This window comes from Burkholderia sp. HMSC10F09 (assembly GCF_001806955.1).
GTDB lineage: Bacteria > Pseudomonadota > Gammaproteobacteria > Burkholderiales > Burkholderiaceae > Burkholderia > Burkholderia multivorans.
Genome location: NZ_KV786527.1, coordinates 1 through 8,155, shown reverse-complemented (window position 1 = coordinate 8,155; position 8,155 = coordinate 1). Strand labels below are relative to the sequence as shown.

Annotated in this window: 7 protein-coding genes and 1 pseudogene; 7 read left to right on the top strand and 1 reads right to left on the bottom strand. The window is 66.6% G+C overall.

Annotation, left to right across the window (positions count from 1 at the left end; translation table 11 throughout):
• Positions 1-245, bottom strand: a 245-nt coding sequence (locus HMPREF3115_RS02560; protein ID WP_141751620.1) for a LysR family transcriptional regulator, incomplete at its 3' end; no start/stop codon positions are given.
• 295 nt (positions 246-540) lie between these two features.
• On the opposite strand from HMPREF3115_RS02560, the gene HMPREF3115_RS02555 reads away from it, so the two are divergent.
• The 7 genes and pseudogenes from HMPREF3115_RS02555 to HMPREF3115_RS31850 form a co-directional block, all read left to right on the top strand.
• On the top strand, positions 541-2,229 hold the full coding sequence (locus HMPREF3115_RS02555; protein WP_175835567.1) for a GMC family oxidoreductase: 1,689 nt from the start codon (positions 541-543) through the stop codon (positions 2,227-2,229).
• A gap of 435 nt (positions 2,230-2,664) precedes the next feature.
• Positions 2,665-3,444 carry an ABC transporter ATP-binding protein gene (locus tag HMPREF3115_RS02545; RefSeq protein ID WP_006401484.1) on the top strand — a complete coding sequence of 260 codons (780 nt, stop codon included), beginning with the start codon at positions 2,665-2,667 and terminating at the stop codon, positions 3,442-3,444.
• Positions 3,441-4,196 carry an ABC transporter ATP-binding protein gene (locus HMPREF3115_RS02540; RefSeq protein WP_006411523.1) on the top strand — a complete coding sequence of 252 codons (756 nt, stop codon included), beginning with the start codon at positions 3,441-3,443 and terminating at the stop codon, positions 4,194-4,196. Before HMPREF3115_RS02545 ends, HMPREF3115_RS02540 begins: the two co-directional genes overlap by 4 nt.
• Before the next feature lie 76 nt (positions 4,197-4,272).
• Positions 4,273-5,472 carry an ABC transporter substrate-binding protein gene (locus HMPREF3115_RS02535; protein WP_060110996.1) on the top strand — a complete coding sequence of 400 codons (1,200 nt, stop codon included), beginning with the start codon at positions 4,273-4,275 and terminating at the stop codon, positions 5,470-5,472.
• A 132-nt stretch (positions 5,473-5,604) separates the two neighbouring features.
• Positions 5,605-6,489 (top strand): branched-chain amino acid ABC transporter permease, encoded by an 885-nt coding sequence (locus HMPREF3115_RS02530; protein ID WP_006401481.1) that lies wholly within the window; start codon positions 5,605-5,607, stop codon positions 6,487-6,489.
• Entirely contained in the window at positions 6,489-7,463 is a 975-nt protein-coding gene (locus HMPREF3115_RS02525; protein WP_012212466.1) for a branched-chain amino acid ABC transporter permease, read from the top strand. The genes HMPREF3115_RS02530 and HMPREF3115_RS02525 overlap by 1 nt, the downstream gene beginning before the upstream one ends.
• Before the next feature lie 266 nt (positions 7,464-7,729).
• Positions 7,730-8,155: pseudogene (locus HMPREF3115_RS31850) on the top strand (hypothetical protein); the annotation flags it as partial.

Here is an 8,155-nt window from a genome sequence, read left to right as displayed (position 1 = left end):
GCCGCGCGCTCGACGTCGGCGGCCGCCGCGAGCGCGCGTTCCGCGTGCGGCAGCAGCGTCTGGCCGTCGCGCGTGAGCGCGAGCCCGCGCGACGTGCGCGTGAACAGCGCGACGCCGAGCGTCTCCTGCAGATGCTTGATCTGCAGGCTCACAGCGGGCTGCGTCAGATGCAGCTGCGCGGCCGCGCGCGTCAGATTGCCTTCACGGGCGACCGTCGCGAACGCGCGTAGCAGGGTGAGATCCATCGTCGTGATATGAGCGCCGCTTATAACGCAGTTGAGCATAACTCATTGGATCGGCGGGCGGCGCCGGGAGTACGCTTCATCGGTCGCGTCCCGCGACGCGTGACGGGCGCGAACGGCGCGGCGGCGATCGCGGCGTCGCGCCGTAGGTCGACGTGCAGCACGCCATGCACTGCAGGCGCCGCCGGCGGCGCGGACGCACTATGCTGAAAACGACGCGCGGAATCGCGCCGCGCGACGCGATAACAACATGCTTTGCATCGAATCGGCGTGCACGCCGATCGACAGGAGACACATCGTGAGTACGGAACGTACGCTCGAAGGCGAATTCGATTATCTGATCGTCGGCGCGGGCACGGCCGGCTGCGTGCTGGCCAACCGGCTGACCGAGGACCCGGACGTTCGCGTGCTGCTGCTCGAGGCGGGCGGCAAGGACGACTATCACTGGATTCATATCCCGGTCGGCTATCTGTATTGCATCGGCAATCCGCGCACCGACTGGCTGTACAAGACGCAGCCGGAAGCAGGGCTCAACGGCCGCGCGCTGTCGTATCCGCGCGGACGCGTGCTCGGCGGCTGTTCGTCGATCAACGGGATGATCTACATGCGCGGCCAGCGCGACGATTACGACCGCTGGGCGCGGGAAACCGGCGACGCCGGCTGGTCCTGGGACAGCGTGCTGCCGGTGTTCAAACGCAGCGAGGATCATCATGCCGGCGCGAGCGACGCGCACGGCGCGGGCGGCTACTGGCGCGTCGAGAAGCAGCGGCTGCGCTGGGAGATCCTCGAATCGTTCGCGCAGGCCGCGCAGCAGACGGGCATTCCGGCCACCGACGATTTCAATCGCGGCGACAACACGGGCGTCGGCTACTTCGAGGTGAACCAGAAGCGCGGCGTGCGCTGGAACACGTCGAAAGCATTCCTGCGGCCCGCGATGGCGCGCGCGAATCTGACCGTGATCACCGGCGCGCACGCGCAGCGCGTGATTTTCGAGGGGCGGCGTGCGGTCGGTGTCGAATATCGCGGCGGCGGTACCGAGTACGTCGCGCGTGCGCGCATCGAAGTGCTGCTCACGTCGGGTGCGGTGAATTCGCCGCAGCTGCTGGAGCTGTCCGGCGTCGGCGACGGCCGGCGGCTGCAGGCGCTCGGCATCGACGTCGTACAGGATCTGCCGGGCGTCGGCGAAAACCTGCAGGACCACCTGCAGCTGCGCATGGCGTTTCGCGTGCAGGGCGTGCGCACGCTGAACACGCTGTCCGCGCGCTGGTGGGGCAAGCTGATGATCGGCGCCGAATATGCGCTGCTGCAGCGCGGGCCGATGTCGATGGCGCCGTCGCAGCTCGGCGCGTTCGCGAAATCCGATCCGGACGATCCGACGCTCGCGTCGCCCGATCTCGAGTATCACGTGCAGCCGCTGTCGCTCGACCGCTTCGGCGAGCCGCTGCACAGCTTCAATGCGTTCACGGCGTCCGTGTGTCATCTGCGGCCGACCTCGCGCGGCAGCGTGCATGTCGCGAGCGCCGATCCGCATGCGGCGCCCGTGATCGCGCCGAACTACCTGTCGACCGACTACGACCGCCACGTCGCCGCCAACGCGCTGCGTCTCACGCGCCGCATCGCGTCCGCGCCGGCGCTCGCGCGCTACCGTCCCGAGGAAATCCTGCCGGGCGCGCGCTATCAGACCGAAGCCGAGCTGCAGGAAGCGGCCGGCGCGGTCGGCACGACGATCTTCCATCCGGTCGGCACGTGTCGCATGGGACGCGCGGACGATCCGCGCGCGGTCGTCGACAGCCGGCTGCGCGTGCGCGGTATCGCGGGGCTGCGCATCGTCGATGCGTCGGTGATGCCGTTCATCACGTCGGGCAACACGAATTCGCCGACGCTGATGATCGCCGAGCGCGCGAGCGACATGATCCGCGCGGACCGACGTGCAGCACGCGACGCGGCCGCCTCGGTGCACACCGATGCGGCCGTGGCGCCCGCATGACGACACGCTGACGCGCGCGTGGGCATCCATTGCGCCGCGATCACGGACGCGCGTCGCGCCACGCGCTGCTTCGCGCTGCGAAACAACGCATGCTTGTGCACGCCGCGTGTGTGCTGCGCGGCACGATTCGTGCGCACCGTGCGTTCGCGCGCCTTTCGCGTGCATCGGATGCACGGGAACGGCGCGTGCAGCGGCGCGGACAGCGGCATGCGCAGCGGCGTGCGTATCGCGGCCATCCCTATAAGTGCAAATCCCGATGATTGCACTGCACCAACGGCGCGACAATGACGCGCAGCGTGCCTACGCGTCGGCGCGGGAGACCACCCTCGAGGCGTAACACGGCGCTCGGGGGCAGCCCGTCGATCCGCTGACCTGTTTCGCGGCCGCTTGCGCGAACTTTCCCGGTGCTTCGCCTGACTTCGTACGGAAGGGAACATGATTCTCGGCGACACGATTCTGGAAACACGCGGACTCACCAAGGAATTCAGGGGCTTCACGGCCGTGAATGGCGTGAACCTGCGCGTGCGTCGCGGTGCCATTCACGCCTTGATCGGTCCGAACGGCGCCGGCAAGACGACCTGCTTCAACCTGCTGACGAAGTTCCTGACGCCGACGGCCGGCCAGATCGTCTTCAACGGCATCGATATCACCGACGAGCGGCCGGCCCAGGTCGCGCGCCGCGGGATCATCCGCTCGTTCCAGATTTCGGCCGTGTTCCCGCATCTGACCGCGTTGCAGAACGTGCGCATCGGCCTGCAGCGCGCGCTCGGCACCGAATTCCATTTCTGGCGCAGCGAGCGCACGTTAAAGCGTCTCGACGATCGCGCGATGGATCTGCTCACGCAAGTCGGCCTCACCGATTTCGCGCACGTGCGCACCGTCGAGCTCGCGTACGGGCGCAAGCGCGCGCTCGAGATCGCGACGACGCTCGCGATGGAACCCGAACTGATGCTGCTCGACGAGCCCACGCAGGGGATGGGCCACGAGGACGTCGATCGCGTGACCGCACTGATCAAGAAGGTCGCGAGCGGCCGCACGATCCTGATGGTCGAGCACAACATGAACGTGATCGCCGGCATCTCGGACACGATCACGGTCCTGCAGCGCGGCGAGGTGCTCGCCGAGGGTTCGTATGCGGAGGTGTCGAAGAATCCGCTCGTCATCGAGGCTTACATGGGCAGCGCGGACGCGGCGCTCGCGGGGGCGCACGCATGAAGCACAGCGAACGGGAGGAACGCGAGTTGAGCGGTGTCGAAAGCGGCACGCCCGCGCTGGAAATCACGGGCCTCGAGGCCTGGTACGGGGAATCGCACATTCTGCACGGGGTCGACCTGACCGTTCATCGCGGCGAGGTCGTCACGCTGCTCGGCCGCAACGGCGCGGGCCGCACGACGACGCTGCGCGCGATCATGGGGCTCACGGGCCGCCGCAGCGGCTCGATCAAGGTCGCAGGCAACGAGACGATCGGTCTCGCGACGCACCGCATCGCGCATTTCGGTGTCGGCTATTGCCCGGAGGAGCGCGGGATCTTCTCGAGCCTGTCGTGCGAGGAGAACCTGATGCTGCCGCCGCTGATCGGCGCGCGCGAGAACGCGATGTCGCTCGACGACATCTACGCGATGTTCCCGAACCTCGCTTCGCGGCGGCAGAGCCAGGGCACGCGGCTGTCCGGCGGCGAGCAGCAGATGCTCGCGGTCGCGCGCATCCTGCGCACGGGCGCGAACCTGCTGCTGCTCGACGAGATCTCGGAAGGCCTTGCACCGGTGATCGTGCAGGCGCTCGCGCGCATGATCGTCGCGCTGAAGTCGCGCGGCTACACGATCGTGATGGTCGAACAGAATTTCCGCTTTGCCGCACCGCTCGCCGACCGCTTCTACGTGATGGAGCACGGCCGCATCGTCGAACATTTCCGCGCGTCGGAACTGGAAGGCAAGATGCCGGTCCTGCACGACCTGCTCGGGGTGTGACGCCGCCCCGTTTCCTTGCCGCCTGCCGTCGCGGCGCACGAACAACCACAACGCATCAGAACAACAGGAGACGTCAATGAAAATGAAGACCCTCGCCCACGCGTGTCTCGCACTCGCGACCGCCGCATTCGCCGCCGGCGCCGCCCACGCGGCGGATACCGTGAAGATCGGCTTCATCACGGACATGTCGGGGCTTTACGCGGATATCGACGGGCAGGGCGGCCTCGAGGCGATCCGCATGGCGGTCGCCGACTTCGGCGGCAAGGTGCTCGGCAAGCCGATCGAGGTCGTCTATGCCGATCACCAGAACAAGGCCGACATCGCCGCGTCGAAGGCGCGCGAATGGATGGACCGCGGCGGTCTCGACCTGCTCGTCGGCGGCACGAACTCGGCGACCGCGCTGTCGATGAATCAGGTCGCGGCCGAGAAGAAGAAGGTCTACATCAACATCGGCGCGGGCGCCGACACGCTGACCAACGAACAGTGCACGCCGTACACCGTGCACTACGCGTACGACACGATGGCGCTCGCGAAAGGCACCGGTTCCGCGGTCGTGAAGCAGGGCGGCAAGACGTGGTTCTTCCTGACCGCCGACTACGCGTTCGGCAAGGCGCTCGAGAAAAACACGTCGGATGTCGTGAAGGCGAACGGCGGACAGGTGCTCGGCTCGGTGCGCCATCCGCTGTCCGCGTCGGACTTCTCGTCGTTCCTGCTGCAGGCGCAGTCGTCGAAGGCGCAGATCCTCGGCCTCGCGAATGCCGGCGGCGACACGATCAATTCGATCAAGGCGTCGAAGGAATTCGGCATCACGAAGACGATGAAGATCGCCGCGCTGCTGATGTTCATCGACGACGTGCACAGCCTCGGCCTCGAGACGACGCAGGGCCTCGTGCTGACCGACAGCTGGTACTGGAACCGCGATGCGGCGTCGCGCCAGTGGGCGCAGCGCTACTTCGGCAAGATGAAGAAGATGCCGTCGAGCCTGCAGGCGGCCGACTATTCGTCGGTGACGACGTACCTCAAGGCCGTGCAGGCGGCCGGCACGACCGATTCCGACAAGGTGATGGCCGAGCTGAAGAAGATGAAGATCAGCGACTTCTACGCGAAGGGCTACATCCGTCAGGACGGCAGCATGATCCACGACATGTATCTGATGGAGGTGAAGAAGCCGTCCGAGTCGAAGGAGCCCTGGGATTACTACAAGGTGCTCGCGACGATCCCGGGCGAACAGGCATTCGCGACCAAGCAGGAATCGCGCTGCGCGCTGTGGAAGTAGACGTGACGCGGCGGCGCGCCTAGCGCGCGCCGCGCCGCACCGGCGGCCGTCGCGGTACGTCCGCTGCGCCGCCGGCGCACGCGGCCCGATACGGTTGCGTGCGCAACGAAACTCATTCTGACGGCAAACTCGATGGAAATCTTTGGCATTCCGTTGCCGGCGATGCTGAGCCAGTTGCTGCTCGGGCTCGTCAACGGTTCGTTCTACGCGATCCTGAGCCTCGGGCTGGCGGTGATCTTCGGGCTGCTCAACGTGATCAACTTCGCGCATGGCGCACTGTTCATGCTGGGCGCGATGCTCGCCTGGATGGGCTTGTCGTACTTCGGGCTGCCGTACTGGGCGATGCTCGTGCTCGCGCCGCTGATCGTCGGTGCGTTCGGCATCGCGATCGAGCGCTCGATGCTGCGCTGGCTGTACAAGCTCGATCACCTGTACGGGCTGCTGCTGACATTCGGCCTCACGCTCGTCGTCGAAGGCGTGTTCCGCTCGATCTACGGCTCGTCGGGGCAGCCGTACGACGTGCCGTCGCAGCTGTCCGGCGCGACCAATCTCGGCTTCATGTTCCTGCCGAACTATCGTGCGTGGGTCGTCGTCGCGTCGCTCGCGGTGTGCCTCGCCACCTGGTTCGTGATCGAGAAGACGCGGCTCGGCGCCTACCTGCGTGCGGGCACCGAGAACCCGAAGCTCGTCGAGGCGTTCGGCGTGAACGTGCCGATGATGATCACGCTCACCTACGGCTTCGGCGTCGCGCTCGCCGCCTTCGCAGGCGTGCTCGCCGCGCCGGTGATCCAGGTGTCGCCGCTGATGGGCCAGCCGATGATCATCACCGTGTTCGCGGTGGTCGTGATCGGCGGGATGGGGTCGATTCTCGGCTCGATCGTCACGGGCCTGCTGCTCGGCGTGATCGAGGGTTTTACGCGCGTGTTCTATCCGGAAGCGTCCGCGACGGTCGTGTTCGTCATCATGGCGATCGTGCTGCTGATCCGCCCGGCCGGCCTGTTCGGCAAGGAAAAATGATGCAGAGAAAAGTGCTCTACGGCGTGCTGCTCGCCGCACTGCTCGTCGCGCCGTTCGTCGGCGCGTATCCGGTCTTCGTGATGAAGGTGCTTGCGTTCGCGCTGTTCGCGGCCGCGTTCAACCTGCTGATCGGCTATACGGGGCTGCTGTCGTTCGGCCATGCGATGTTCCTCGCGACGGCCGGCTACGCGACCGGCTACTCGATGCAGACGCTCGGTTTCACGCCCGAGCTCGGCGTGCTGGCCGGCACCGCGATCGCGACGCTGCTCGGGCTCGTCGTCGGCCTGTTCGCGATTCGCCGGCAAGGCATCTATTTCGCGATGATCACGCTCGCGTTCGCGCAGATGGTGTACTTCATCTATCTGCAGGCGCCGTTCACGCACGGCGAGGACGGGCTGCAGGGCGTGCCGCGCGGCCGGCTGTTCGGGCTGCTCGACCTGTCGAACGACCTCGCGCTGTACTACGTCGTGCTCGTCGTGATCGTCGCCGCCTGCGCGTTCATCGTGCGGATCGTGCATTCGCCGTTCGGCCAGGTGCTCGTCGCGATCAAGGAGAACGAGGCGCGCGCGATCTCGCTCGGCTACGACACCGATCGCTTCAAGCTGCTCGCGTTCGTGCTGTCGGCGGGGCTCGCGGGGCTGGCCGGATCGCTGAAGGTGCTCGTGCTCGGCTTCGAGACGCTGTCCGATGCCTACTGGACGATGTCGGGCCTCGTCGTGCTGATGACGCTCGTCGGCGGCATGGGCACGCTGTTCGGGCCGCTGCTCGGCGCGGCGCTGATCGTCGCGCTCGAAGACCGGCTCGGCGACATCGGCGAGTGGCTGGCCTCGACGACGGGCATCGGCTGGTTCCATTCGCTCGGCGAATCGGCGACGATCGTCACCGGGCTGATCTTCATCGCCTGCGTGCTCGCGTTCCGGCGCGGGATCGTCGGCGAGATGATCGCGCGGATCAAGCCGCTCGGCGCGTCGTAACGGCGTGCGCACGGCCGGCGGCGCCTTGATGCGAAGCACCATCCGGCATGCTTCGGAACGGCGCCGAAGCGGCCTCCGGCACGCGCCGCGCGGCAAAGTGGTGCCCCATTTTCGTGCGGCGATGCACCATAGGGGTAAATGCTAAGTTGCCGGCGGCCTTAAGCTTCTTTAAGCTTCGTTTCAGTTCTGATGCACCGCGAATCGAATTTGCAGGTGGAGAACGAGGAGACAATCGAGGCACAAAGTGCCCGGACCCCAAAGCGCTGTTGGACGGAATCCAACAGCGCTTTTTCATTTGCGCGCGGATTTTCATTGCATTCAATGCGCGTGCAACGGCCGACTCGCAGTGGCGGTTCGCATTCATCGCACCGCATTCGGGCGCGTATTCTTTGTCTTCCTTCGTATTTCCGTTTTCGCATACGCAGCGGCGTACGGCGCGCAGCCGCGCGCATACCGTCCGGGCTTACCCGGTTGGCGTGCGCAAAAGGCGTCCGTTACACTCAGCTTTCGCCGACCGAGCGGTCGGCGAAATCGGTCGGCAGTCCTCCTACAAGCAGAATGCAGAAGATGGAGTGCGGTTGAATGAGAAGCGCAGGACGATGGAGCGGGGCGAGCCGCGCGGCACGGGGTGTGCGCGCGCCGGGCGGCATGCACGGCCAGGCCGCGCCGCGGTGTGGTCGCGGCAGCGCCGA

Excerpts from the sequence above, each read along its gene's own strand:
- HMPREF3115_RS02525 (WP_012212466.1), top strand. The coding sequence starts at position 6,489 with ATGCAGAGAAAAGTGCTCTACGGCGTGCTGCTCGCCGCACTGCTCGTC.
- HMPREF3115_RS02535 (WP_060110996.1), top strand. The coding sequence starts at position 4,273 with ATGAAAATGAAGACCCTCGCCCACGCGTGTCTCGCACTCGCGACCGCC.
- HMPREF3115_RS02545 (WP_006401484.1), top strand. The coding sequence starts at position 2,665 with ATGATTCTCGGCGACACGATTCTGGAAACACGCGGACTCACCAAGGAA.
- HMPREF3115_RS02530 (WP_006401481.1), top strand. The coding sequence starts at position 5,605 with ATGGAAATCTTTGGCATTCCGTTGCCGGCGATGCTGAGCCAGTTGCTG.
- HMPREF3115_RS02540 (WP_006411523.1), top strand. The coding sequence starts at position 3,441 with ATGAAGCACAGCGAACGGGAGGAACGCGAGTTGAGCGGTGTCGAAAGC.